The 23,813-nt window shown below is 68.1% G+C and carries 28 protein-coding genes and 1 pseudogene; 11 read left to right on the plus strand and 18 right to left on the minus strand.

Going from position 1 to position 23,813, the window contains the following annotated elements; genetic code table 11:
- On the plus strand, window positions 1–1,143 hold a 1,143-nt coding region (locus ACXJKQ_RS11895; RefSeq protein WP_457105950.1), incomplete at its 5' end, for an ATP-binding cassette domain-containing protein.
- A gap of 449 nt (window positions 1,144–1,592) precedes the next feature.
- Here the strand turns inward: ACXJKQ_RS11895 and ACXJKQ_RS11900 are convergent.
- From ACXJKQ_RS11900 to ACXJKQ_RS11925, 6 genes are all read right to left on the minus strand, one after another.
- Entirely contained in the window at window positions 1,593–2,267 is a 675-nt protein-coding gene (locus ACXJKQ_RS11900) for an antibiotic biosynthesis monooxygenase family protein (RefSeq protein ID WP_457105951.1), read from the minus strand.
- Between the two features lie 544 nt (window positions 2,268–2,811).
- The gene (locus tag ACXJKQ_RS11905) at window positions 2,812–3,108 is read right to left on the minus strand and encodes a DUF6166 domain-containing protein (RefSeq protein WP_457105952.1); all 297 of its coding nucleotides are present in this window, start codon (window positions 3,106–3,108) and stop codon (window positions 2,812–2,814) included.
- Complete coding sequence (locus ACXJKQ_RS11910) at window positions 3,105–3,323, minus strand: hypothetical protein (protein WP_457105953.1); 219 nt, start codon at window positions 3,321–3,323, stop codon at window positions 3,105–3,107. The genes ACXJKQ_RS11905 and ACXJKQ_RS11910 overlap by 4 nt, the downstream gene beginning before the upstream one ends.
- 28 nt (window positions 3,324–3,351) lie before the next feature.
- Window positions 3,352–3,741 (minus strand): hypothetical protein, encoded by a 390-nt coding sequence (locus ACXJKQ_RS11915; protein WP_457105954.1) that lies wholly within the window; start codon window positions 3,739–3,741, stop codon window positions 3,352–3,354.
- Between the two features lie 63 nt (window positions 3,742–3,804).
- Window positions 3,805–4,596, minus strand: a complete 792-nt coding sequence (locus ACXJKQ_RS11920; protein WP_457105955.1) for a sterol desaturase family protein — start codon at window positions 4,594–4,596, stop codon at window positions 3,805–3,807.
- A gap of 358 nt (window positions 4,597–4,954) precedes the next feature.
- The gene (locus tag ACXJKQ_RS11925) at window positions 4,955–6,379 is read right to left on the minus strand and encodes an MFS transporter (RefSeq protein WP_457105956.1); all 1,425 of its coding nucleotides are present in this window, start codon (window positions 6,377–6,379) and stop codon (window positions 4,955–4,957) included.
- Between the two features lie 164 nt (window positions 6,380–6,543).
- On the opposite strand from ACXJKQ_RS11925, the gene ACXJKQ_RS11930 reads away from it, so the two are divergent.
- Entirely contained in the window at window positions 6,544–7,305 is a 762-nt protein-coding gene (locus ACXJKQ_RS11930; RefSeq protein ID WP_457105957.1) for a GntR family transcriptional regulator, read from the plus strand.
- Between the two features lie 138 nt (window positions 7,306–7,443).
- Here the strand turns inward: ACXJKQ_RS11930 and ACXJKQ_RS11935 are convergent.
- Together ACXJKQ_RS11935 and ACXJKQ_RS11940 are read right to left on the minus strand one after the other, a co-directional pair.
- A pseudogene (locus ACXJKQ_RS11935) lies at window positions 7,444–7,652 on the minus strand (integrase); the annotation flags it as partial.
- A 238-nt stretch (window positions 7,653–7,890) separates the two neighbouring features.
- Entirely contained in the window at window positions 7,891–9,618 is a 1,728-nt protein-coding gene (locus tag ACXJKQ_RS11940; protein WP_457105958.1) for a diguanylate cyclase, read from the minus strand.
- A 527-nt stretch (window positions 9,619–10,145) separates the two neighbouring features.
- On the opposite strand from ACXJKQ_RS11940, the gene ACXJKQ_RS11945 reads away from it, so the two are divergent.
- The 5 genes from ACXJKQ_RS11945 to ACXJKQ_RS11965 all read left to right on the plus strand — a co-directional run bounded on the left by ACXJKQ_RS11945 (window position 10,146) and on the right by ACXJKQ_RS11965 (window position 15,390).
- On the plus strand, window positions 10,146–11,102 hold the full coding sequence (locus ACXJKQ_RS11945) for a GlxA family transcriptional regulator (protein ID WP_457105959.1): 957 nt from the start codon (window positions 10,146–10,148) through the stop codon (window positions 11,100–11,102).
- Between the two features lie 102 nt (window positions 11,103–11,204).
- Window positions 11,205–11,651: a (2Fe-2S)-binding protein gene (locus ACXJKQ_RS11950; protein WP_457105960.1), complete on the plus strand. Its 447-nt coding sequence runs from the start codon at window positions 11,205–11,207 to the stop codon at window positions 11,649–11,651.
- Between the two features lie 10 nt (window positions 11,652–11,661).
- Complete coding sequence (locus ACXJKQ_RS11955; protein WP_457105961.1) at window positions 11,662–13,884, plus strand: molybdopterin cofactor-binding domain-containing protein; 2,223 nt, start codon at window positions 11,662–11,664, stop codon at window positions 13,882–13,884.
- A gap of 157 nt (window positions 13,885–14,041) precedes the next feature.
- Window positions 14,042–14,320: a hypothetical protein gene (locus ACXJKQ_RS11960; protein ID WP_457105962.1), complete on the plus strand. Its 279-nt coding sequence runs from the start codon at window positions 14,042–14,044 to the stop codon at window positions 14,318–14,320.
- Window positions 14,321–14,334: 14 nt separating this feature from the next.
- Window positions 14,335–15,390 (plus strand): SLAC1 anion channel family protein, encoded by a 1,056-nt coding sequence (locus ACXJKQ_RS11965; protein ID WP_457105963.1) that lies wholly within the window; start codon window positions 14,335–14,337, stop codon window positions 15,388–15,390.
- A 792-nt stretch (window positions 15,391–16,182) separates the two neighbouring features.
- On the opposite strand, the gene ACXJKQ_RS11970 is transcribed toward ACXJKQ_RS11965, so the two are convergent.
- From ACXJKQ_RS11970 to ACXJKQ_RS12005, 8 genes are all read right to left on the minus strand, one after another.
- On the minus strand, window positions 16,183–16,338 hold the full coding sequence (locus tag ACXJKQ_RS11970) for a hypothetical protein (RefSeq protein WP_457105964.1): 156 nt from the start codon (window positions 16,336–16,338) through the stop codon (window positions 16,183–16,185).
- Window positions 16,339–16,468: 130 nt separating this feature from the next.
- On the minus strand, window positions 16,469–16,687 hold the full coding sequence (locus ACXJKQ_RS11975) for a hypothetical protein (RefSeq protein WP_457105965.1): 219 nt from the start codon (window positions 16,685–16,687) through the stop codon (window positions 16,469–16,471).
- Between the two features lie 155 nt (window positions 16,688–16,842).
- Window positions 16,843–17,115 (minus strand): hypothetical protein, encoded by a 273-nt coding sequence (locus ACXJKQ_RS11980; RefSeq protein ID WP_457105966.1) that lies wholly within the window; start codon window positions 17,113–17,115, stop codon window positions 16,843–16,845.
- A 9-nt stretch (window positions 17,116–17,124) separates the two neighbouring features.
- Window positions 17,125–17,370, minus strand: a complete 246-nt coding sequence (locus ACXJKQ_RS11985; RefSeq protein WP_457105967.1) for a hypothetical protein — start codon at window positions 17,368–17,370, stop codon at window positions 17,125–17,127.
- Window positions 17,371–17,625: 255 nt separating this feature from the next.
- Window positions 17,626–17,862, minus strand: a complete 237-nt coding sequence (locus tag ACXJKQ_RS11990) for a DUF7241 domain-containing protein (protein ID WP_457105968.1) — start codon at window positions 17,860–17,862, stop codon at window positions 17,626–17,628.
- A gap of 82 nt (window positions 17,863–17,944) precedes the next feature.
- Window positions 17,945–18,142 (minus strand): hypothetical protein, encoded by a 198-nt coding sequence (locus ACXJKQ_RS11995; RefSeq protein ID WP_457105969.1) that lies wholly within the window; start codon window positions 18,140–18,142, stop codon window positions 17,945–17,947.
- A gap of 41 nt (window positions 18,143–18,183) precedes the next feature.
- Window positions 18,184–18,546 (minus strand): DUF6481 family protein, encoded by a 363-nt coding sequence (locus ACXJKQ_RS12000; protein ID WP_457105970.1) that lies wholly within the window; start codon window positions 18,544–18,546, stop codon window positions 18,184–18,186.
- Between the two features lie 105 nt (window positions 18,547–18,651).
- Complete coding sequence (locus tag ACXJKQ_RS12005; protein WP_043346616.1) at window positions 18,652–18,861, minus strand: cold-shock protein; 210 nt, start codon at window positions 18,859–18,861, stop codon at window positions 18,652–18,654.
- A 432-nt stretch (window positions 18,862–19,293) separates the two neighbouring features.
- On the opposite strand from ACXJKQ_RS12005, the gene ACXJKQ_RS12010 reads away from it, so the two are divergent.
- Window positions 19,294–20,622, plus strand: a complete 1,329-nt coding sequence (locus tag ACXJKQ_RS12010; RefSeq protein ID WP_457105971.1) for an alpha-amylase family glycosyl hydrolase — start codon at window positions 19,294–19,296, stop codon at window positions 20,620–20,622.
- 156 nt (window positions 20,623–20,778) lie between these two features.
- Here the strand turns inward: ACXJKQ_RS12010 and ACXJKQ_RS12015 are convergent, their stop codons facing one another.
- Both ACXJKQ_RS12015 and ACXJKQ_RS12020 read right to left on the minus strand, forming a co-directional pair.
- Window positions 20,779–21,147, minus strand: coding sequence for a hypothetical protein (locus tag ACXJKQ_RS12015; protein ID WP_457105972.1), 369 nt, complete (start codon window positions 21,145–21,147; stop codon window positions 20,779–20,781).
- A gap of 241 nt (window positions 21,148–21,388) precedes the next feature.
- Window positions 21,389–21,763 (minus strand): hypothetical protein, encoded by a 375-nt coding sequence (locus tag ACXJKQ_RS12020; protein WP_457105973.1) that lies wholly within the window; start codon window positions 21,761–21,763, stop codon window positions 21,389–21,391.
- 989 nt (window positions 21,764–22,752) lie between these two features.
- Between ACXJKQ_RS12020 and ACXJKQ_RS12025 the strand changes: the two genes are divergently transcribed.
- The 3 genes from ACXJKQ_RS12025 (at window position 22,753) to ACXJKQ_RS12035 (ending at window position 23,796) form a co-directional block, all read left to right on the plus strand.
- Window positions 22,753–22,953 (plus strand): hypothetical protein, encoded by a 201-nt coding sequence (locus ACXJKQ_RS12025; RefSeq protein WP_457106039.1) that lies wholly within the window; start codon window positions 22,753–22,755, stop codon window positions 22,951–22,953.
- A gap of 95 nt (window positions 22,954–23,048) precedes the next feature.
- Window positions 23,049–23,222, plus strand: coding sequence for a CsbD family protein (locus tag ACXJKQ_RS12030; protein WP_457105974.1), 174 nt, complete (start codon window positions 23,049–23,051; stop codon window positions 23,220–23,222).
- Window positions 23,223–23,289: 67 nt separating this feature from the next.
- Window positions 23,290–23,796 carry a CsbD family protein gene (locus ACXJKQ_RS12035; RefSeq protein ID WP_457105975.1) on the plus strand — a complete coding sequence of 169 codons (507 nt, stop codon included), beginning with the start codon at window positions 23,290–23,292 and terminating at the stop codon, window positions 23,794–23,796.
- Window positions 23,797–23,813 lie beyond the last annotated feature (17 nt).

A 23,813-nucleotide genomic window follows, 5' to 3' on the forward strand; every position in this document is an offset into this window, starting at 1 on the left:
GCGCGGGCGCGGGACCGCGCGACGGCGGCCGCGCTCCTCGCCTTCGTCGGCTACCGCGGCGCCCTCGACCGCCCGGCCGCCGAGCTGCCCCATGTCGACCGGCGGCTCGTGGAGATCGCCCGGGCGCTCGCCGGCGGCCCCGCGGTGCTGCTCCTCGACGAGCCCGCCGCCGGCCTGTCGCGGGCCGATACCGACCGGCTGGCCCGGCTGATCCGCCGGATCGCCGACAGCGGCGTCGCGGTGGTGCTGGTCGAGCACGACATGCCGCTGGTCATGGGCATCTCCAACCACATCCTCGTCATGGATGCCGGCCGCCCGATCGCGCGGGGCACGCCCGCGGAGATCCGGCGCGACCCGGCGGTGCTGCGCGCCTATCTCGGCGGCGCCGATACCCCAGCCCGGCCGCGGAGCGCGCCGTGGCAGGGGCCGGCGGACGCCGTCCTCTCCGTCCTCGAACTGACGGCCGGCTACGGCGCCGCGCCCGTCCTCGACGGCGTCCATCTCGACGTGCGGCCGGGCGAGACCGTCGCCCTGCTGGGCGCGAACGGCGCCGGCAAGTCCACGGCCATGCGGGCGCTCGCGGGGCTGCTGCGTCCGGTCGCGGGCACGATCGTCTTCGACGACCGGCGCGTCGAGGCGCTGCCCGCGCACCGGATCGCCCGCGGTGGCCTTGTCCTGGTGCCTGAGGGCCGGCAGGTCTTCCCGGAGCTCACCGTCGTCGAGAACATCCGCCTCGGCGCCTTCGGGCGCGGGACACCGATCGACCCGGCCGAGATCGAGCGCCTGCTCGACCGGTTCCCGCGGCTGCGCGACCGGGCCGGGAGCCGGGCGGGCCTGCTCTCCGGCGGCGAGCAGCAGATGCTGGCCATCGCCCGCGGATTGATGGCGCACCCGCGCATCCTGCTCCTCGACGAGCCGTCGCTCGGCCTCGCCCCGGCGATGATCAACGCCCTCTACGCCACCGTGGCCGAGTTGCGCGACGAGGGCGTGACTATCCTGATCGTCGACCAGATGGCGGCGCTGGCCCTCACGGTCGCCGACCGCGGCTATGTGCTGGAGCAGGGCCGGGTCGTCGCGCGCGGAACCGCGGCGGAACTGTCGGAGGACAAGGGCCTGGAAGCGGCCTATCTCGGTGCGGCGTAACGGGGACACGGTGTGGAGACGCGTTTGTGAGACGGTCGCTCCGGGTACAGCGCCCTGCCCGGACAAGCCTGGGGGATGCGGCTGGCGGTCCATCTCGGGCCGAACCTCGACAGCCTCGCGTTCGGCGAGGGCCTGGGCGTAGAGCTGGCGCCGGGCGGCCCGCAGCCGGTGCGCTGCCGACCGGCGCGGACCGTCGCGCCGACATCTGAGCGACCACGGGAGGGGCTATCGCCGATCGCGCTCCGGCGCAGTCGGCCCAAACCATTGACGGCAGCGCGATGCCTCTCGCCGGCGACCGCTCGCTCTCTGATCGGTCTCACGAGGGTGCTCCGCGGCCCGCCCGGTTGTGCGGCTGCCGCGACGGCATCCCAGACGTGGATTTTGCGTGTCGCAATTGCCATGCAGCCTCGGCCGCCTGCCGTGTCGGTAAGGCGGAGCAAGCGCCAGGCTCACCGTTTCTCCCGTCGATCGACCGGCGGGTAGAACTGCGGGCTCTCGCGGCGGTCGAACATGCCGTAGTCGCGGATCACCCGCACGGTCCGGATGCGCATGCATTCGGCCTCGGCCGGCGCGACAGGCTTGAACGCCGAGGCCACGTCGGGGTCGACCCATGACAACAACAGCATGACCTTGCCTGGATTGTAGATCGAGTCGAACACGTCTGACGCCACGAGGCCATCGGCTGCGGGCGCGAGCCCGAGTGCACCGACGAGACCGTCGGGCAGGGACTGGCCCGCACGCGGCACCGTCTCGCACAATTGGCACACCTTGGCGCCCCCGATCTCGGTGGCGTCGAACCGCTGCTCGCGCACGGCATGTCCGTGAGGCACGTGGGTATCGGCCGTCACCTCGCCGACCCGAAGGTGATAGTCGGAAAAGACCTCGACCCTGCCCTTCTCCTGGACGACGTGGTGGCCCGCATGGGTTCGCCAGCGGATCACCGACTTCTCGTCCCGCCACGTCGAGTGCGACAGCACCCAACCCGGCCGGGTCCGACTCGTGAAGCGCTCGTTGTCGATGAAGCCGTCGATGTTCTCCAACTCAGGCTTCAGCAGCTTCCCGTGCTCGAGGTACGCATCCGTGCAGCCCTCGCCGGGATGGACTTCGAAGATGACCGAGAACATGGCTTCTCCTGTTGGAGCGGGACTTTCTAGGCTGGCGTGCCCTGGCACAGAAAGGCGGCAGACGCCTGCCTGCGCACGCCACGCCGGGCTCCACGGTGCATCAGGTGCGTCCGGCGCACGATCGTGAGGTTGCTCGGGTCGAACGGCCCGCTGAGAGCATCACACAGTCAGCGTGCGTCGGCATCACTAGCCGGGCCGATCCAGGTGTCACGGAAGTCGCACACGGGCGCGCGGATGAGCGATGGGTCTTGTAGCATCTCGCCGCTCCAAGCGCGCAGGATCTCAACGAATGCCAGTGCACACCGTCAACCCTGCGGCCACGCCTGACGCGGATTCAGATGTGCTTTCGCCTCTCGATCAGGGTCTGAACCGTTTCGTACTTTGGGCGGCGCGAATATCGAGGATCGTCCGCTTGCCGGTCTTCTCGGTCGGCTCCTTCGGCGATGGTGCCGTTGCCGCACGCATGTCCGCCCTTCCAGGATACGACGTGGGTCGAGGCGGCTAAGCCCGGCCGTCGACTTCAGTTCGCGCTCGCGGTGTTCGCCTAGCGCAGGCGCTGCAGAACGCGATCGATGTCAGCCGTCGTCATCTCCCACTCGTTTTGGAAGTTGGCCACGACGCTGCGCATGAACTGCGGTTGGAGGCGTTCCGCCTCGGCCGTGTCACCGAGGTGGTCGACCAGCATCGCGTACGCGAGTTGCGAAGGCTCGGATCCCTCGTAGCTCCACTCGAAGCCGTTGCGCGAGTAGCGCTTGGAGTCCGTCCTGTCGGGAAGCGGCTTTCCATCGACCGTAACGACGATCCCGTCGATGGTACGGTCCCCCAGGTAGACCTTGTTCATGACCGTGCCTCCCTCATCTGGTGGCGCGGGGTGCGGCCATCGGAGCGGGAGCGCATCACCTCGGGGAAGATCCAGAGGCTGACGACCATGAAGGGGCCGAGGAACGCGACGGCCCATTGTGGGCCGGGTTGACCGAGGTAGCCCATGTAGAACCACCCGGCGAGCGCGGCCAAGGCGACGGCGACGGACAAGCCAAGCTTGATCGGAAACGGCATCGGATTCTTCCCGGATCGGTGGTCGTTCTTACACGGTGAGGACGGAACCGACCTGCAGCAGCAGGCCGAGTGCCCCGCCGAGCCCGGCCAGCATGATGGCGAGGCCGACCAAGCCGTCACGCCACCGCTGGGGCCAGACGTTGAACAGGCCCGGGGCGAACAGGATGGCCATTCCGCCCACGATGACCAGGCTCGTCCAGCGCAGGTTGGCGGCACCGTAGGCCAGACAACCGCAGACCAAGGCCAGCAGAAGCACGACGTTGGCTGCCAGCAGCAACAGGCCAAGCGGCCGCCCCTTCAGGTCAGGGCGGGTTTCCAGCGGAAACATGCCCGCGAGGACATAGAAACCGACGCTGGCGACGCCGGCAAAGAGGGCGAACCACGCGAGGGCGGCGACGTTCGGTTCGATCATGCTCATGGACAACCTCCCAAGTGTCGGGGCGGCGTCCCGTGGGCGCCGCTCGTCGCGTGTAGCGGAGGCTTACTCGGCCGCCTGCATGGCGCTGGACTTCGAAACACCGGGTGTGCGTGAAGTCCTGCGCATGTCCGTCCTCACGTGGCGGGTGTCGTAGCCGTTGAAGAGCGTCCCGAGCAGGCCACGGTTCAGGTCGGACGTGCCGAACAGCCAGTCCATGATCGGGAAGGTCAGGTTCATGTTGCGCTCCATCATGATCGATTGGTCGTGATGGGCCGTGTGATGCCGGCGGTTCGTGTTGATGAACGGCATGTTGCGGACAAACCAGTTATCCTCGACGTGGCAGCAGAAGTGCATGAACTCGTAGATCATGTAGATGCTGGTCGTCGTTGTGATGAACAGCCAGCCGACGTTCGGCGTGAACACGTTGCCGAACACGATGGCGCCCGGGATCGACATCAGCGTGAAGGTCGCCAGCGCGTAGGGTGGAAAGAACGTCACCCGGTAATCACGATGATCGGCGAAGCGCATCTCGTGGTCGGTGAAGAACTGATGGTGCTGGAGGGTGTGCCGATTGTAGACGGCGCGGCCGATCGGATTGCTCTGCGGTCGATGCATCACGTAACGATGCAGCCACCACTCGAAAAAATTGCAAAACAGGAACACGACCGGCACCGTGGCGAGTTCCGCCCAGGTCGGCCCCTTGATGTTCGAAGTATAGATGTACAGCGCCGTCAGGCCAATCGTGTAGATGATCGCGATGTGCAGGAAACCGTTGTACCAGCCCGCGACGCGCTGCCGATAGTTGGCTCGGTAGTGTCGTTGCCGCTCGCTCATCCTGGTGACTGCGAGTTCCATCGGGAGTCTCCCTTGTTCGATATCTCTTGAGGCGGCCGCCGCAGTCACTCAAACGAAGATGTTTACTGGAACGCTATCGCCGCTACGGCCTGCCGAGCGGTCTGGGCGGCCACTGCTCGGGACGCGACCACAGCTTGGCCGCGGGACGAGCGCGGGCCGCGGGTTGGCTGCCCGTGCATCCGCCGCATCCCCACAGACCTGTGCGCCGCCGCCTGTCATCCGCGTCGCGAGCCTTGGGGAACATGACGCTTTCCGTGATATGCAGCTAGCAGGATATCAGTGATATATCAATCGTCAATTGCAACGCGGCATTCCGGCGGCGCGGGGGTGCGGGCCGCTCGCATCCCCGCGGGTCCGCTCAGTGTGAGATCGCTTCGAGCGACTTGCCCTTGGTTTCGATGCCGAGGATGCCGACGCTGGCCGCTGCGATGACGAACGATCCGGCCCCCAGGGCGAACACCCCGCCGTGGCCGAGCGTCGGCAGGATGATTCCGATCACGTAGGGGCCGATGAGCGAGCCCACGCGGCCGACGGCCGAAGCGCAGCCGGCTCCCGTCGCGCGCGCGCGGGTGGGATAGAGCTCGGGGGTGTAGGCGTAGAGGACCGACCACATCCCGAACAGGAAGAACTGCATCATCAGCCCGAAGCCGATCAACCAGGCGAAGCTCGGGGAGTGGCCGTAGAGGTAGGCCGCGACGGCGCTGCCGAGTAGCATCAGCACGGCGGTCGGCTTGCGGCCCCAGCGCTCGACGAGGATGGCCGAGGTGATAAAGCCCGGCACACCGGCGAGCGAGATTAGGATCGTGTAGGTCACGGATTTGGCGACGCTGTAGCCCGCATCCTGCAGCAGGACTCCGAGCCACGTGGTGAGCCCGTAGAAGCCCAGTAGCGCGAAGAACCACGTCAGCCAGATCATGACCGTGCGGCTCGCGTAGCCCGGGCTCCAGAGCTCGAGGAAGGAGAAGCGACGCTCGCCCTGCGCCAGTTCAGGCCGGACCTCCGGCTCGGACAGTGAGCGGCCGTCAAGACGCGCGGCCACCTTCGTCTCGATGGTCGTCATCACGCGATCGGCCTCAGCGTACCGGCCGCGGTCCGCAAGCCAGCGAGGAGACTCCGGCACCAGGAAGCGGATCACGAACAGGAACAGGGCCGGCAGCGCCTGGGCCAGGAACACCGCTCGCCAGTCGAAGTAGCTCAACAGGACGTAGCTGAGGCACCCCGCCGCAATGAAGCCCAGGGGCCAGAAGCCTTCCATGATGGCGAGGTATCGGCCACGCTTGGCCGTTGGCAGGAACTCGGAGACGATGGCCAGGGCCACGGGGAACTCCATACCCATGCCGAACCCGAGGAGCAGGCGGGCGTAGCCGAGCATGGTCGCATCCGACGCGTAGGCGCACCACGCGCTGCCGAGCCCCCAGAATACCATGCTGATTTGGAAGACGAGCTTCCGGCCGAAACGGTCGGCGAGCATACCGGAAATCGCCGCGCCGGCGAACATGCCGATGAAGCTCATGCTCGACAGAAGGCCGACCTGGGCCGTCGAGAGGCCGAACTCAGTCTTGATCGAGCCGAGCAAGAAGGTGAGCGAGCCGAGGTCGATCGAGTCGAAGAACCAAGCCGTCGCGATGATGAGGAAAATATTGCGCTGGAACCGGGTCATCGGCAGGCGTTCCAGCCGTGCCGCGATCACCGCGCTCGACCCAGCTGCAGCGCGGGCGGGGGTTTCCGCTGTAGCCTGTTCCGGCAGCAGGCCGCCCGTGGGTATCGCGATTTGCCCTGCCATTCCTTGCCTCCCAGCGTTTTAGTATGCGCATAGTGTTATTGCAGGATACTGCTAATCTGCGCAAGATATATCAGCGATATGCCCCTTGCGTAGGGAAGCGCACGGCACCATGCAGGACGGCGGGCAGCGGCGAGCGGGCTGGGAAGGGTAAAGGGGCGTCGTCGATGAATTTCGTGACCGGGAAGACGACGTCGGTCCGCGCCGCGCAGCGTGGCGAGAAGCGGGCCAGGAAAGCCGTGAAGGGGGCGATCAACGGGGCCGACGGGGCTGCCGGAGGCAATGACCTGCCCGACCTGACGCTCACCGACAGAGCCTACCAGCAGTTGGAGGAGATGATCACGACGCTTGTGCTCCCGCCCGGCATGGTGCTGGGCGAGCAGAACCTGGTTCAACGTCTCGGGATCGGTCGCACCCCCATTCGCGAGGCTTTGCAGCGTCTCGCCCGCGATGGCCTCGTCGTGGTCATGCCGCGCCGCGGCATCCTCGTCTCCGAAATCAACGTGCGCACGCAGCTGCGCCTGCTGGAGACTCGACGTGTGCTGGAGCGCTTGATCGCCCGCCTCGCCGCGGAGCGTTCCACGAAGGAGGAGCGGGACGTTTTCGCCGGTCTTGCGCAGGATATGCGCGAGGCATCCTCGGCGTTGGACGACTTGGCGTTCATGCGCCTGGACCGTCAGTTCAATGACCTGATCGCAACGGCATCGCGCAATGAGTTCGCAGTGCGCTCATTGGAGAGCATGGCGGGCCTGTCACGGCGTTTCTGGTACCAGCACTACAAGCAGGCGGCCGATCTGCCGCTGACCGCCAATCTCCACGCCGATGTCTGCGAAGCGGTCGCTCGACGCGACGTCGATGCCGCCGGTGCCGCCTCGGACAAGCTCGTCGACTACATCGAGAGCTTCGCTCGCAAGACCCTGGATCATTGAACCGCGTAGGTTCAGAAGAGCTGACCACACGATGATACCGAGCGTTGGTTTACGTTGATACGTCTGAAGTGTCGGACGGCGGCTCGGCTATTGGCGCAACCTTTTTGAGCGTCCTGCGCCACAGATGTGAGGAGCGTCGATTGTGAGCTCGACGATGTCGCAGCCGCGCAGCTTGCTATCGATGGCGAGGTCGAACATGGCGCGGTCGCGCACGCGCCGTTCGCGGTCGAGCCGGAACCGGATAGCCCAGACTTGCCGAGGTTTCAGCGCGCGCATGGCGCCGAGCTTGCGGCCAGCGCTCCAGGCCTGCGACCCTTCGCGGCCGGATCGTATGCGGATCGTCCCATCGTCTGTCTCCTCGCCGGCCGATGCCGCTGCAGCGAGGGCAGCATAAGCTGACGGACCGCTTGCGACCCGTACCAGCCGCCCAGACCAACCCCTTCGCCTCTCCGAAGCCGCCGTTCGTTCTGTGCCATGCAACTTCGGCATGGGGTAAGCGGCTGCCGTCGACCGATCGTTTAGCAGCCGTCCCGGCAGCGATCGAACCGTACTTCCGGTGCGATGCGTTTCATTCTCGTGGCCACACTAGGCGGCCGCTCGAAGGTCTGGCGATACTGTCGCATCAAACGATCGCACGCAGTTGCGCCCACCCGACTTGGCCGCATAGAGAGCGCGGTCTGCTCGTTCAATCGTGTGGTCGACGTCAACGTCCGTGAACTCCGCCTCGGCCATGCCGATGCTGATTGTCGCTCTGAGGCACGGCCCCTCGGGCTCGAACACGGTGGTTGCCACCGTCTGACGGATCCGGTCTGCGAAGACGGCCGCGCCTTTCAGATCAGTCTCACGGAGCAGGACCACGAACTCCTCGCCACCGAAGCGCGCAACCTTGTCGGTCGTCCGGATCGCGTCGCTGATGATGCGTCCGACTTGGCGGATGACCTCGTCGCCTGCGGCGTGGCCGTAAAGGTCGTTGACGCGTTTGAAGTGATCGATGTCGATCATCAGGATGCAAATCGATCGCTTGTAGCGCCTAAAGTAGCTCATCGCGTCGTTGGCCAAGGGCAGGAATGCGCGCCGGTTGAGCAGGCCGGTCAGCGCATCGGTGTCGGCCAGAACCTGCATCGCATGCAGATCGGCTCCAAGACGTCTGACCCGGTCCTCGGCGGCTTCAACTGCGTGCGTTGCCTCGGCCTCACTGAGGCGTGCATCCGCCTCAGCCGTGCCGATGCGCCTCAGCAGTGACCTGATTGAAGTAGACAGGCGCAGGACCTCGGGAGAGCCGTGCACATGGCGCGTCATCCTCGCATTCGGCTCGCGGCCGATGCGGCCGACGGCTTCGGTGAGCTGCGCCAAGGGCCGGGTCAGCCGCGCCGCGACCCACCAGATCGCGACGACGCCGAGTACAGCCGTGGCGAGCCCGAGCAGGAGGATCAGTCTGGTAAGACGGTTTGCCCCGGCCAGGGCGGTGTCGACCGGCTGCAGCGCGACGACAATCCAGCCCAGGCCCCGATAGTTGCCACGCCCGCGAGTTGCGGCGGCCGCGGCGAGCTGATCGCCTCCAGTGCTGTGAACGATGAAGTGCCCGGACGCGAGATCTGCGGCCGTGTACGGCGTCGCTCCAGCGTCGGATCCGAGCAGAACCCTGCCGGAGCGATCGAGGACGACGACGTCCTCCCTCAACTCCGGCCTACGTGACGACAAGACCTCACGCCGAACGACGTCAGCCCATCGCCAGCTGAGATGAGTACCGAGAACACCGACGATCTGGCCCGAGACATCGCCGACCGGGACGGCCACATCCACGAACCGGAACGGCGTTCCGTCGCTGTTGGGAGGAAGCTTGGATGCCAGCAAAGTCGCCGCGTGCACATCCTCGACCGCGGCCTGCCGGAAGCCGTCGGCAAACCAGGGGCGCTCGCTGACGCTCGCCCCTTCGAGAATGCCGCCTGTGGCGGCACGGACTTGGCCGCCGCGATCGGCAAACCCGATCCAGGCGTAATCCGGCAGCGTCCTCTGCATCGTCTCCAGCACTTTGCGCAGGGCGCCGGTGTTCTCCAGCCAGTGGGGCTGCAGCGGCTCAAGCGCTCCGACGTTGCGGATTTCGCGCAGGCGCTCGGCCATATCCTGATCGAGCCGATCGGCCATCGACCGGGCAACCTGCAGGAGGGCGTTCTGCGCCATATCGGTGGCCTGCCCGCGCGCCAGCAACGCGGACCCGAGCGTGGTCACGCAGACAATTGCAAGGCCGATGGTGCCGGCGAGCAGGCTGATCTGACGCCGTAAAGAAATGCGGTCCGCGAGCCGCTTGAACATCTTGAACGATCCTCGACCAGCGAGGATTATGCGGCCCAATCCGTGACAGCGAATGAAATTTATTCGTAAACAATGCGCTGCTTGTGCGGTCCGGCGGCAACCGCGCACCCACCCGTGACGGCGGAAGATTGTGTCTCACCAAGACACATAAAGGCGGATGTTCCGCGCTTCTGCAGAGGGACGGAAGCGGGCGCAGCGGCGACGTCCGCTTCAATGCATCCGCCGCCCGTAAGCGGTCGGGCAGAAATCCACCCAGCCCCGCCGTTCAAGGGCGCCCGCTGACGGGACCGGTCGTGGCCGTCAGCGGAACGGCCGCCGCGCTTGCGGACACAGGCTCCGCTCCGGCCGAACTTTGCCGCTCACCACGTCTTGTGGGGCGCCGAGAAGCCGTTGCGCGGCCCTATGCCGGCTCGCCTCGGGCGGAGGGGGCTGGAGGAAGAGGCCTCGTTTTCAGCCGTCCTGCTTGTCGTGGCTCGCCTGCGGCCTGATGTACACAGGCTCGGACGGGTCGGCGAGAGGAGTCCGCGATGGCTGACGTCCGGCGCGTTGGACTCGTGCTGTGTCCGGACTTCGATTTCATGGGCTTGGCCGTGACCTCGCCCTTTGCCGTCGCCAACCGGTACGTCGCTGACACGACCTACGACATCCGAGTGCTGTCGGAGGCGGGCGGCCTCCTCCGCTCGGGGTGCGGCCCCGTCGTCGGCACCGAGCGGCTGAGCGATCCGTCCGCCTTCGACACGATTATCGTCGCCGCGGGGATCAGCCTTCCCGAGCCGAGCCCGGATCTTGTCGCCTACCTGCAAGAGGCGGCCCGTTCGACGCGCCGCTTGGCGGGTCTGTGCCTCGGTGCCTTCGCCCTGGCCGATGCGGGCCTGTTGAGCGGGCACCGTGCGACGACCCACTGGCGCTACGCGCCCCAATTCCGCGCGCGCTATCCCGACTGCCACCTCGACATCGACAAGATCTACGTCGCGGACGGCAACATCTGGACGTCCGCTGGCATGTCGGCGGGGATCGATCTCGCGGTCGGCATGGTCGAGCGCGACCATGGCCGGCAAGTGGCCCGTACCGTAGCGCGGGGCCTCGTCATGGAGCGCCGCCGGGCCGGGGGCCAAGCCCAGCACTCGGCCCTGCTCGACTTCGACGCGCCGAGCGACCGGATCCAGAGCGTCCTCGCCTATGCGCGGCAGAACCTGCGGCGTCCACTGACCACAGACGATCTCGCAGCGGTCGCCTGCCTGAGCCCGCGCCAGTTCACGCGGGCTTTCCGGGCCGAGACCGGCGTCTCGCCGGCCAAGGCGGTCGAGGTGATGCGCGTCGAGGCTGCCAAGCACATGCTGGAGCAGAGCCGCCTGCCCATCGAGGAGATCGCCGAAGCCACCGGCTTCGGCAACCGCGAGCGGATGCGCCGGGCTTTTGTCCGCGTCCAGGGGGAAGTCCCGCGGGCGATCCGCAGGGCGGCGGGACCGCTCGCCGTCGTCTGACGCATCGGCATGGCCGAAAACGTGGCAATTATGACGTGGTGGGTGCCGAGACCTCAGCTTAAGCATGGCCGGGGGGCTACTTCCTGTCGGGGATTCGCGGCCATGGTGAGCCTGACGATCAACGGTCGCCAATATGCAGTCGATGCCGAGCCCGATACGCCGCTGCTGTTCATCCTGCGCGACACGCTCGGCCTGACCGGCACGAAATACGGCTGCGGCATCGCCCAGTGCGGAGCCTGCACCGTCCACTTGGACGGGCAGGCGACGCGGTCGTGCCAAGTGCCGCTGGAGAGTGTCGGCAACCAAGCCGTCACCACCATCGAGGCGATCGAGCAGGACACGGTCGGCCGGAAGGTCGTCGACGCCTGGGTCGCGCTGCAGGTGCCGCAATGCGGCTATTGTCAGTCCGGTCAGGTCATGGCCGCCACCGCCTTGCTCAAGCAGACGCCGCACCCGACGGACAGCGACATCGCCGACGCGATGACGAACCTCTGCCGGTGCGGAACCTACAACGCCATCGCCGCCGCCGTGCGGCAGGCCGCCGCCTGAGGCGCCCGCCATGCAGCCGCTCCCCCGCCCCGCAGCCCCGTCCCGTCGCCGCGTCCTCGCGGGTGCCGGCAGTGCCCTCGTCCTCAGCGCCCTCCTGCCGGTGCGCCTCGCTCGCGCCGAGGCGCAGGGTCCCGCGGAGGGCGCAGGTGCCCTTGCGCCGAAGCCGGGGACGCGGGTGGCCGCCTTCCTGGAGATCCACCCCGACGGCACCATCAGGCTTCTCAGCCCCTTCGTGGAGGGCGGCCAGGGCGTCGCCACCGGCCTGGCGCAGATCGTCGGCGAGGAATTCGACGTACCGCCATCCCGCTTCGTCGTGGAATGCGCGCCGCCCGGCCCGGACTACGCCGTCGTCAACGGTATCCGCATGACCGGCGGCAGCTTCTCGACCCGGTCGAGCTACGAAACCATGCGCCGCCTCGGCGCGACCGCCCGCGACCTGATGATCCGCGCGGCGGCAGCCAAACTCAAGGTACAGGACGGTGAACTCACCACCCGCGACGGGGTCGTGCTGCACGCGGCCACCAACCGGGCGCTCTCCTACGGCGACCTCGCCGCCGAAGCCCTGAAGCTGAAGCCGAACGAATCCGTCCCGCTGCGCGACCCGGCGACATTCCGCTACATCCGCCAGCCCATTCCCCGCCTCGACGTGCGGGACAAATCCACGGGCCGGGCGATCTACGCCATCGACCAGACGGTCGAGGGCATGCTCTACGCCGCCGTACAGCACGCGCCACGCCTGGGCACGGAGCCGAAGGGCCTGGCAAACGAGGCCGAGGTCAAGGCCATGCCGGGCGTGCACTCGGTGCACCGACTGCCCGGCGCCGTGGCGGTCGCCGCCGATAGCTGGTGGCGGGCGCGTAGGGCGGTCGAGGCCCTGAAGGTCGAATGGACGGCCGCCGAGGCCAGCGGCATCGGCACCGTCGCGGCTGACTTCTCGTCCGAGGGCATGCTCGCCGCCCTCAAGGCCTCCGCCGATCCGGGCCATGTCGCGGAGGAGCAGGGCGACGTCGCCGCCGCCTTCGCCAGGGCCGCCAAGGTGGTGGAGGCCGATTACGAGGCCCCCTACCTTGCCCACGCGCAGCTCGAGCCGCCCTCGGCCATCGCCCACTTCGACGGCGACGGGACCCTCGACGTCTGGCTTCCGAACCAGATGCCGGAGGTGTTCCAGGCCGTCTCGGCGAAGGTTGCCGGGCTTCAGCCGGCCCAGGTCCGCATCCATTCGCCCATGCTCGGCGGCTTCTTCGGCCGCCACTTCACCTATGAGGCCGGCAATCCGTTCCCGCAGGCGATCCTGCTCGCCAAGGCTACGGGGCGGCCCGTGAAGGTGCTGTGGTCGCGCGAGGAGGAATTCGCCCGCGATGCCGTGCGTCCCTTGAGCTTCAGCCGCTTCCGCGCGGCCCTCGACGCGGCGGGGCAGCCGGCGGCGATCGAGGTCCGCACCGTCGGTGAAGGTCCGATCGGCCGCTACTTCAGCATGATGATGCAGACCCCCGTCGACCCTTCCGCGGTCGAGGGCATCGTGGAGAAGCCCTACGCGGTGCCCAACCGGCGTATGACCTTCACGAAGGTCGCCCACCCCGTGAACATCGCGTTCTGGCGCTCGGTCGGGCACTCGATGAACGACGCGTTCTACGAGAGCTTCCTGGACGAGGTCGCCCAGGCTGGCGGCCAGGATCCGTTTGCGCTCCGCAGGGCGCTTCTCCAGGGCAGCGCCCGGCACCGGACTCTTCTGTCGACGGTGGCAGAGATGTCCGGCGGCTGGCAGCGCGGGCCATATCCCGCCGAGGGTGGGATGCGCGCCCGCGGCATCGCCATGGCCTCGCCCTTCGGGTCGGAGACGGCGACGATCGCGGAAGTCTCGGTGGAGGGCGGCGAGGCCCGCGTCCACAACCTCTGGATCGCGTTCGACCCCGGCAGCATCGTCAACCCGGCCATCGTGAAGGCACAGGTCGAGTCGGCGGCGGCGCTGGGCCTGTCCTCGGTCCTGTTCGAGCAGATCGTCTACCGCGACGGCGTGCGGCAATCGCAGAACTACGACACCTATCCGGTCCTGCGCCGCGCGCACATGCCGAAGGTCCATGTGCGCATTGTCGAGAGCGGCGCGCCGATGGGAGGGGTCGGCGAGCCGGGCCTGCCGGGTGTGCCGCCCGCCGTCCTCAACGCCATCGCGGCGCTCACCGGCCAGCGGATCCGTGCGCTTCCGATCGCCAACACCAAGCTTTCCTCCGCCTGACGCGGGATCCGCGATGACACAGCTCACAGGCACGGCGCTCGTAACGGGCGCCTCCTCGAGGATCGGTGCGGCTTAGGCCGCGCACAAGGCCGTCGTCCTCGCCCTGACGCAGGGGCTCGCAGCCGAGGTCGGCGGCAAGGGTGTTCGCCTCCAGGCGGTGCTGCCCGGCGTCACCCGCACCGATTTCTTTGATTGGGCGTGCGCGGATATCGGCCAGATCCCTGCGGAGATGATCATGGAAGCCCGCGACCTCATGGCAGCGTCGCTCGCCGGCCTCGATGCGCGCAAGACCGTCACGATCCCCGCGCTGCCGGACATCGCCGACTGGCAGGCCTTTGAGGCCGCCCGCCTCCGACTGGGTCCCAGCCTATCCCACCGAGTGCCGGCTGCCCGCTACACTATCGGCGGATACGACAGGCGTTCGGTGCCTGCCTGAGTGGGAGTCGGTCGATGCCGCAGATCGTCGAGAACGCGGACGGCGCACCCGCCTCCGAGGCCGCACTGACCGCCCATCGCGCTCCGGAGCAAGCAAAGCTTCCGGGAGGCTGGCGGCAGATCGAGGGGTTGCCCGTCGGCGTGTTCGCGGCGGTGATGGGGCTGACCGGCCTCAGCGTCGCCTGGAGGTTGGCGCATGCCCGGTACGGGTTCCCTTTCTGGGTCGCGGAGGCCATCGGGCTCGTCGCCTGCGCGGCCTTCGTCGCCATCGCGGCGGGTTACGCCGTCAAGGCCGTCATCGCCGCCCAGGCGGTGCGGGCCGAGTTCCGCCATCCCATCGCCGGCAACCTGTTCGGCACGCCATTGATCAGCCTGCTTCTCTTGCCGTTCCCGCTGGCGCCCCTGAGCCTCACCCTGGCGCGCATATCCTGGATTGTCGGTGCCTTCGGCATGACCCTGTTCGCGTGGCTGATCGTGACCCGTTGGCTGAGCGACCGGCAGCAGGTCGCGCATGCGACGCCGGCCTGGATCGTGCCTGTGGTCGGCCTCCTCGACGTGCCGCTCGCCCTTCCCGTACTCGGCCTGCCGCCGATGCAGGGCGTGATGGTCTTCGGGCTGGCCGTGGGGCTGTTCTTCGCCGTACCCTTGTTCACGCTGATCCTGTCCCGCCTCCTGTTCGAGCCGCCCCTGCCCGCTGCACTCCAGCCGTCGCTCCTCATCCTCGTCGCGCCCTTCGCGGTAGGATTCTCGGCCTATGTGGCGACGACGGGCACGGTCGATCTGTTCGCAGAGGCGCTCTTCGCAGTCACACTGTTCCTGCTCGCCGTGCTGCTGCCGAAGCTCGCCCGGTTCGGTCGGAGCTGCCCGTTCCGCGTGTCGTGGTGGGGCGTGAGCTTCCCCCTCGCCGCAGCGGCGGTCGCGGCTCTTCGGGTTGCGACGGCGGAGACGGGACGTGCGACCGACATTCTCGCCCTCTGCCTGCTCACGCTCGCGACGCTGGTCATCGCCTGGCTGTTCGGTCGGACCCTGATCGGCCTCGCTCGCGGAGAGCTTCGCACACTGGGGCAGTGACATCCGGGGGCCGGGCAGTGGCTTGTTCGCGACGCTGAGTTCCAACGTGCGCATCAGAGAAGCTGCGAGAGCGAGATGCGTGGCCGCGAAGGGCGCGAAGCGGAACGGCGGCTTTAGCAATCCAAGATCCGAGGACTTATTCCCGCCGGACGCACGCTCGCCTGTTTACGACCGCCCCTTCCCGGCTCGCATGAGCAGAGAACAGACCGCCAAGTCGCGGAGACATTTCGATAAACTCATCCCACAGACGCTCAGCCGTCGATGTCCCGGGACGGTACCCTGTATTTACCGCTCGGACAGGGACGTTACGCGCCGAGACCGGTTCGCATCCGACTGCCAGCACCACCAAATTCTTCACGGCAGCGCTTTAGGCTGCCACAGCGAGAAGGTAGCGGGCATCTGGCCGGACATGCCGACGGCGCTGGGTCACGGCCTTGGGTCTTTCGAAACGATGCGGTCGGACCGGCCGCGAGCCAGCGCCTCCGGACGGGACATGCGACGTTCGCGGCGCCCTGATCGGTTTGGGCTGGATAAGCGGTGGCGTGCGCGGCTTCGGCCTCTGGCGCCATGTGGTCGGGCCGGGATCGGCAGGTGGCGGCCTGCGCCAACTCCGACCCACCTGCGGACGGCCTGCACGCCCGGCCCAGACCCGATCGACCCTCGGATCACGCCTGGCCAGGACATCGGGGCCTGGAGATCGGGGCTCTCGGGCGTCGGACACGGATCCCGGGCGAGGGATCGCGGAGTCCGAACCGGGGCAAGCCCGATCCCGAGAGCCCCGTGAGCGAGCCGTCAGGTCGACACGGGCGGCTTGCTGGTCTTGAAGTTCTTGGTTTTGGGCTCCGGCTTGCGGAATTCGGGCTTGTCGGCGAGCAGGCGCTTCACACGTTCGTTGAATTCCTCAGGCGTGACCGCCTGCGCTTTGCCGGTCGTGAATTCGCGTGCCATCATGGCCTCCGCTTCGTAGCCCAGGGCACGGGATTGCGCGGAGGGATGCGCTGCCTATGCGCCTTCTGACGCCGAAGCGCCACCGCCCCGGCACGACGCGTGCGGCCCACCGGCATGTCCCTGCCCCGCATCAGGCCGCCGGTCGCCGAACCAGCCGCCAGGCCGCGATGGCCGTGCGGCGATCCTCGAAGGTCGCACGCAGGCGCGTGCCCGGCGCGCCCTGGCGCTCCGCCCCGTAGCCATGGTGCAGCACTGCATCCGGTCCGAAGGCCCGCTGCATCTCGGCACGCCACAGCCGGTCCGTGACGGCGAGCACGCTCTCGGTTTCGGCCAAGCGTTCGATGTCCATCCGGGACCGTCCTCAGCCTGCCGTTCGTTGCCCCAACGCGCGGCGCGCGGCAGAGGTCCCCTTCCGATCCCCAGCGCCGGATCGCCGACCGGGATCCGCCGTGACGTCCTGCGATCGCAGGCGCGTCCGCAGACGCGTAGGGGCGTCGCGCCGCGTCAGAGCGCCCGCGCGAGACCCGCCTCCAGATCGAGGGCGCTGGCCGTCTGTTGGGAGAGTCGCACCCCCGTCGGCTCGACCTCCGCATCCGCCTTCACGGCCCGACGCACGATGGCGAGCGCATCGGCCTCGGAAGTCGTGATCGCGGCGTAGAACATCACCAAGCGGCCGGATGGCTCGGCATCGTCGGGGCGCGAGACCTTGAGGATGTAAGCCGTCTGATTGGGCTCGATCAGCGCCGCGGCGGGGGAGTGGGAATCGGCCTTCGACATGGCTGGGTCCTACACGCTCAAGCGCTTCGTGTTCGCGGCGACGTGCTCGCGGTAGCGCGCGATGACGGTCTCGGGTGAGCCGCCCCTCATGAGCGTCGCCATGGCTTCGGCCGCCGCGTCGACCTTCTCGACCACCATCGACTGCGCCTCGGCCAATCCTTCGCTGCCGCCGCCGGCGAGACGGACCAAGCGCAGGGCGATGACGCTCTGCGACTCGATCGCGAGCATCAGAGAGGACAGAAAGAGATTGTACACGGCAGACTCCGCGCCGCTGCAGTTACGGCAAAGCTCAAACGCGGCTGAACCGCGGAATGATCCGAGATGCGAACGCAGGGCAGCTGCGCCTGCCCGGTCCGGCTTCAGTGAAACGGGCGTCCGATCCCGACGTTGGTCGATGCGTATGCCACGAGACCTACGCCAAGCCGTCGCCGGCCGCTTCGGTCCACTGCGGACGTCCGTGGACCGGTCGTTTCCTATCCGTGAGATTCCGGTCGCGCCGGAGCGCCGCGCTCAGCCGACGGGTCGCCAATCCCGGAGCGAGAGGGTCCACGCCTGGGCATCGTGGTATTCGACCGACAGACAGCCGTGGCGGACGATCCGGGCCAGCATGACCCTGTCGCCGAGAGCCGTGATCTGGATGACCGTCGGGCCGTAGCCGGCATCTCCGACGAGGCATGTCCCGACGGTCCAGCCGTGCTCGCGGCAGATCTCCGCGGCGTACCGGTTATCGTGCCGCGTGCTCGCCATGACCGGACGGTCTCTCCTGCGGTGGGCTCGCGCGCCTGTCGCGCCGCGATCCCGACGCGGTGCCGGGACCGGCCTGAAGCGATCAGGAGGCCGGCGTGAGTTCGCCTTCCCGTGCAGCCCGTTCGCCCACCTCGGACCGGATCCGATAGGTCGGCTCGCCCGAGCGGTCGTCCGGCAGGAGCCGGATCACCTCGAACAGGCCGTCGACAATGCTTTTGTTGCCGGCGTAGCTGATCCCCAACTGCCGGACATGCTGACCGACCTTGAACTTGTGAGACATGTATCGTCCTCCGGAAGAGTGCTGTGGGGGCGGGGGCCGGCCTACCGGCGGGCTCGGGCCTTGCGGGCCGCAAAGCGGGCGTCGCGCGCCGCCTTCTGTTCGGCGGCCTGGGCCGCCTGCCGCTCGGTCGCCTCGGCCGCCAGGCGGACCTGCTCAGCCGCTTCGCGCTCGCTGGCAGCGAGGATGTCGGCCTCGCGCTGGGCCGCCTCCGCCTGCCGCGCGGTCTCGCGCTCGGAGTTCCGCACGTCGCGTGCCTGAACCACCGCGTGCCGGGCAGCCTGTCGAGCGAGGACGACCGGATCGTCGGCTGCGGGGCGAGCCCGGAATCGCGCGAGGGTGTCCTGTCGTGCCTTGGCATTCGCCTCGAGACGATCAACGAGCTGGCTGGTTCTGAATTGGCCCACGAACACTCCTCATGCGCGCTGGAGTCCGACTCCGGCGGCGGGAAATAAATGAAGCCGTTCCCGGGGGAACGGCTTCGCAAGACGGTCTCGGAAGAGGCGTGAGGCTCAGACGGCCTGGAGGCTGCCGGCCGACTGCTTGCCGCTGCGGCGGTCGGTTTCCATCTCGTAGGAAACCTTCTGGCCTTCGGTCAGGCCCTGCATGCCGGCGCGCTCGACGGCGGAGATGTGCACGAAGACGTCCTTGCCGCCGTCATCCGGCTGAATGAAGCCGAAGCCCTTGGTGTCGTTGAACCACTTAACGGTGCCGATGCTCATAGGTATTCCATATCATTATAGGCAAACAAAGAGGTCGAGCGCATGCATTACACGCGCCCGGTCGCTGGTCGTCGAAAATGGGAGAGATGCAGAGCGCTCGCCCTGTTCAGGCGATGCGGCCGAATATCTGGCCAAAAGTCGATCCAACACACATAGACCATCCGCGAGATAATAACAACCACACGGCACGGATGCGGACATCTCGGTCCGGCGCGGCGAAGAAATAGGCTTTGCAGCGCGGCGGCGCATTGGCGTGCGTCGGACGCGCCGCGAAGTCCCGATCGGCCGCCTCCTATCCTGCGAAGGGGGATCGGAGCGCCGGCAGCCCGAGGGGGGCCGGAGACGCGGAATGGCGCGCGGGCGCAACGATTGCGGCGGACCGCGAGTTCGCTCGCGGACGAGGACCGGCGGAGATCCGGCAGCGGAGGTCAGGTGGCATCTTGGATTGAACAGGCTGTCTGGTGGCAGATCTTCCCCCTCGGCTTCGTCGGCGCCGCGCCCGAGGCCGACCCGGGCGTGCCGGTCGCGCACCGTCTCTCCCATCTGCTGGGCTGGCTGGACTACGCGGCCGACCTCGGCGCGTCCGGGCTGGCGCTCGGGCCGATCTTCGCGGCCTCCACGCATGGCTACGACACCATCGACCACTTCCGGATCGACCCGCGCTTGGGCGACGAGGCCGACTTCGATGCGCTGATCGAGGCCGCCCACGCCCGCGGTCTGCACATCCTGCTCGACGGGGTGTTCAACCATGTCGGGCGCGCCCATCCCGCCTTTCAGGACGTCCTGCAACACGGCCCCGAATCCGGACAGGCCGGCTGGTTCCGGCTGTCGTGGCCGCGGGGCTCCGGCCCGGGCCTCGAGCCGGACTACGCCTGCTTCGAGGGCCATCGGCAGCTCGTCACGCTTAATCATGAGAACCCGCAGGTCGCCGATCACGTCGCCGCCGTCATGGTCCATTGGATCGCCCGCGGCGCCGACGGGTGGCGGCTCGACGCAGCCTACGCGGTTCCGCCGCACTTCTGGGCGCGCGTGCTGCGCCGGCTCCGCCTCGCGCATCCCGAGGCCTACATCGTCGGCGAGGTGATCCACGGCGACTACGCCCGCTTCGTGCAGGACACCGGCCTGGACGCGGTGACCCAGTACGAACTCTGGAAGGCGATCTGGAGCGCCCTCAACGACCGCAACCTGTTCGAACTGGCCCATGCCCTGGACCGACACAATGCCTGCCTCGACACGTTCGTGCCGCTGACCTTCGTGGGCAATCACGACGTGACGCGCATCGCGAGCCGGCTCACCGACGAGCGGCACCTGCCGCACGCCCTCGCGATCCTCCTGACCTGCGGGGGGACCCCCTCGGTCTACGCCGGCGACGAGCAGGCCTTCCGGGGCGTGAAGGAGGAGCGCGTCGGCGGCGACGACGCCATCCGGCCGGCCTTCCCGGCGACCCCGGCGGATCTCGCACCGTATGGCTGGCCGATCTACCGGCTGCACCAGCAGCTCATCGCGCTCCGGCGGCGGTATGCCGGGCTTCACCGGGCGCGGAGCCGGACCCTGCACCTCGCGAACGAACAACTGGTGCTCGCGATGGGCGACGGGGCGGCGCAGGTGATACTGGCCCTGAACCTCGCCGACACGGCCGCGCTGCTGCCCGTGCCGGATGCGGGGGCGATCGAGGCGGGTGACGGTGATCTGGCGCAAGCCGGCGGCCGCGATGCCCGCGTGCGCCTTCCGGCCCATGGCTGGGCCGTCCTGACTGCCTGATCGCCCTGCCGGCTCTTACGGTTCGGCGACGCGTCCCGAAGGAAGGGAAAGGCGCGCCGTCCGGTACGGTTTGCATGAGGCCCGGCCGTCGCCTGCGCTGCCGGGACCGGGCGATCCAGAGGCCGTTGATGCCCGGAGAAGGCGGCCCTCCCTGATTCAGAGTCCGACACTCGCCGCGCCGGCCGCAGCGGCCTGCTCCACGGAGGCGCCCCCGCGCAGGGCCATGGCGATGGCCGTCGACATGGTGTCGATGGCGAGGGCACGATCCTGCCCGTAATCGTAAGAGCTGTTGTTGCCGGAACTCAGCCTCGCATAGTAGCTGTCCGGAAATCTTTTATCGATCCGCAGCTTCAGCATGCGCGTGGCGGCGTTGTAGTCGTCCTCGAAGTTTCGGGCTCTGCCAGCATGTTCGCCTTCGAAGGTACCGGCCTCTCGGTCCTTCGCCATCGCACGCGCCCGGCGCGCCTGCGTCTGGCCGACAAGCAAGGCGTTGATTTTGGCGATCAGCCAACGAATGACGGGCATTGACGCCTCCTGCGGTTCGGGAGGGACAACGCCTCAGAACGCGATTGGAAGCGCGACTTCGCCGCCGCGACGCATCGATCGCCTGCCGCAGGCGCGTGCCGACGCCCCGCCGAGGGCGAATCGACGGATCATCCCGCTGATCGGAGCCCGCCCGCAGGTGGCGGCCTGAGGCCCGCTTCGCCCGGTCGTCGCAAACACACCCGGCCCGCGGCGGCAGGCATGGGCTACCGCATCCCGTAGCTCACCCGGTGCGGCGCGCCGTCCAGCGACCCGAACACGCGCCCAGGCCGGACAGCGTCCAGCGGCCGATCCCGCCCGATCCGCGCAGGCGGCCCGAGACCGAGACGCTGGCGAGCCCCTTGCGGATCGTGCCGGTGATCCGGCCGTCCTCGCCGGCCCGGCCGGACGCGTCGATGCCGTTGCCGCCGCCATCGTCCACGGTCCCGTCCCGGATGACGATGGGGTAGCGGTAAGGTCCGGTACAGCTCCCACTCTCCGCGGTGGCGACGACCGACCAAGCCCCATCGAACCGGTTGGCCGCGGAGGCGTCTGTCGGAGCGCCGGAGAGGGTGAGGAACAGGGCGGGCGCGAACATGGCAGCACGAAGTCGGGTCATGGTCTCCTCTGTGAAGGCCTCGAACTCGGATACGGGACATCGCGTCGGGGTGGCCCTGTCGAAGGCCGCGGCGCGATGGCGGACCGGCAGCCGGCGCGGATGCCCGACCCGGCTTGCGCGCCAGGGGCTGTCCGCGGACCGATGCCGGGGCTGAAGCGCCGGGTGTACCGTCGACGGGGCCGGCAGGCTCCGGACCTGGGAGACCGAACCTGCTCGTCGAGCGCCCCTTGCCGGGACAGGGAAAGGGCAACGGGCCGGACACGCGCTCGGAGTGGCGCGAGCGCCCGGCCTCGCGGCCGTGCCGGACAAGAGGGCCATCCGCCCGGCACAACCTCGCAAAAAGGTCCGGAACTGCGGATGCACCGATGGGGCGACCCCGCGTTCCGAGGCTCGATATGAGCACTAAGCCCTTCCTGTGAATGAGAGATATTTACCGGTACGCGGAATTTTTTTAACGCGGCGGCCTGAACGGACGTCGACGGGGAAGGGCGACCGTGTCCTTCCTCCGGACCGGGGCGAACCTGTTCAGCATCGCCTGAAGATCCCGGTCGAGAGGCGCATGCGGGCCAGCGCCAGCGTGAAGCGTCGCAGATGCGGCACGGCGGCGGACAGGGCCTCCGAGCGGCGTGCCGGCACGCCGCCTAGACGAGAAACCAATTCGATGTCCACAACTTCTGGGAAGTTTTGTCGAAGGTTCGTCCGCTAGTCTGCGCCTGGCCCATAGATCACGGCGGCCTGTCCCGTAGGGCCAGGCAGTCGTTCATCGATGTGCGGCCCGCGAGGCCACCTCGAATCCGGTCCGAGGTTCCAGCGAGATCGCGCAGCCGGGCATTCCGATCGGCTGAGGATTAACGTTTGGCGCAAATCGGCCGCGTCCATGATGCGTGTATACCAAGAAAATAACGCAGATGAGGGAACCGCCTTGTGCGCAACCCGTTTGTGCCCCGCTGCCGATCGGGCACTGACCGCACGAGGGGGTAGAGCGAGCTGTGACGGCGGAGGTCGACAGGCATGAACTCCGGCAGATCATCGCCGGCCTGAGCGAGGGCGTGATCCTGGTCGAGCCCGATCAGACCATCGCGTATGCCAACGCTCCCGCCCTCTACCGCAAGATTGGCATCCACAGGCGCAGCGAGGCCGGCGTCTGGGGACGCGAAAACGGATTTCCGCTCAGCACATCTGACGGATGAATACCGCTCTACCGGTATAGAAAAACCATTGATGGCGCAGCTTCGACGCACATCTCCAGGCCGGCCGGGGTTTCCTCAAACACCACGAGGCGCCCGTGACCGAGAACAGGACAACGACTTCCGCCGAGCATCTCAAGGGCTCGGTGAAAGAGGCCATCGGCAAGCTCACCGGCGATGCCCGGACGGAGACCGAAGGCCGACGCCAGACGCGCGACGCATCCGCATCGAAGGCCGGCGAAGCCGAGCCCACGGGACCGGGACGGCGCTGACGGATGTGACCCGGCTTCTCACGGTGAGGGGCCGCCCACGACGAGCGAGATCACGAGGGAGAACGACATGGTCGATACGGATCGGATCACGGGGGCCGCCAAGGACATCGGCGGCAAGATACAGGGCGCGTTCGGTGATCTCACCGGCTCGAAGCGGGACTCGGCGGAGGGTCGCGTCCGCGAGGCGGCCGGACAGGCCGAGAACCTGTACGGGCACGCCAAGGACACCGTCCGCGACGCGGCCGACCACGTCGCCGACACCGCCCGCGACGTCGGCGGCAAGATCCGGGATGCCGTCGGCGGCATCGCTGGATCTGGCGACCTCGAGGCCCGTGCCCGCCGCGCCCAGGATGCCGCGGAAGACCACTACGCCCGGGCGGAACGCACCGTGCGCCACGCCGCCGACGAGGCCTACGACTACGCCGAGGAAGCCTACGAGCGGGGCGGCCAGTCCCTGCGGCGGAGCGGCCGGGCGGTCGGCCATCAGGTCGCGGAATACCCGCTTGCCTCCCTGCTGATCGCCGGCGCCGTCGGCTTCGGCCTCGGGCTGCTGGTCGGCGCCCGCCGCGACTGAGCCACCCTCGACGTTCG

The organism is Methylobacterium sp. P5_C11 (assembly GCF_054049775.1).